This window comes from Streptomyces sp. NPDC006393, assembly GCF_040628575.1.
Classification (GTDB): Bacteria; Actinomycetota; Actinomycetes; order Streptomycetales; family Streptomycetaceae; genus Streptomyces.
In genome coordinates, this window is the sequence record NZ_JBEXZD010000228.1 from 1 (window position 1) to 1,263 (window position 1,263).

Below are 1,263 nucleotides of genomic sequence, written 5' to 3' on the forward strand. Positions count from 1 at the left end.
CAACCGGTCCCGGTGCACGGCCACCGGAGAGGCGGCCCCCAGATGGTTTTTAAAATCATTTATTTATATTACACAATCAAATAGTAACACATTTCATTTCGGTATAGTAGTATATATAATAAATAGAAAAGTCACTTTATTAGCTTTTTGTAAAACAAAATATACTTCAACTATAGATGATTGGTGAACATTAAATGTCTATATGTAATTACATTTTAAATATTCCTGAATTACCATTGTTTAAACCCGAAAACTTCAAATATATTTCACAAAAAAAGTGCATCCTTTAAAGAAAGATTATCTTCTGGGGTGCACTTCATTTCTGTACGTTCATTTTTATTTAACGCTTTAATAATCTGTTTTTTATATTGGAAAATTTATTGTTACTTTTACTATTCTCATTTACCTTGTCAGCAGTAGTTTGTTTAGACTGTTCATTAATAAATGATTCAAGGTTAACAGGTGTAACGATATCAGTATTTGCTGAGATATAATAGCCATCTCTAGTGATTAATCTTGGTGTCTTATTTACTGTTTCTTCAATTGAAACTATTTCTACTATATTTCCTTTAGCCACAGATTTCACTTGATTAGTAAAGTTAACGTCATGGTATAAATTAGCTTTTTTAATTGTAACGATATAAGAAGGTGGAGTAGTTAAATAACTTGGTTTTTTAGGCGCCTTTTTAGCTTTATTGATTGATTCAAGGTCTAATTTAGCACTTTTATTTTTGAATTTACTATTTTTATTATCAATAGGGTGTGAAGCATAAACAGTTGAGTGTTCAAAGTCATTAAATTTAATCACAATATTAAAATCATAATTATCTAGATGTAAATCATCTGTTTTTAAATAAATTTGATTATCGTGAATTTCATATTTTAATGTCTTACGAGTGCTTTCATCATTGATTTTTACTAATTCTACTCCTTCAATAGTAGTGTTTGGCTTTTTATATACATGAAGTACTTCATAAAATGTTTCATTCATATAATGCGTACCATCATGAACTGCTACACATTTCGAAGTTAATGTTGGTAAGTAATTAAATTTATCCGGGTAGTTGAAATGCACAACATTGTTTTTAATGTATTTATGAGCATGTGCATTATAAAGCATAAATTTGATATATTCTTCAAAATGTTCTTTACTATGCTGATACGCATGGAAAGCATTTGTATATCTTTCATTTTCTAAAAAGTCTTCTATGTCATATCCATGTTCTTTAATGATATTTTGAACTTCTTCGAACATATTGTAGT

General features: G+C 28.1%; 1 protein-coding gene. It reads right to left on the reverse strand.

Features of this window, described 5'->3' with window-relative positions; translation table 11 throughout:
- Nucleotides 1–340: 340 nt before the first annotated feature.
- A partial coding sequence (locus ABZ484_RS38720) for a DUF5776 domain-containing protein (RefSeq protein ID WP_358870637.1) occupies nt 341–1,263 on the reverse strand: 923 nt, incomplete at its 5' end.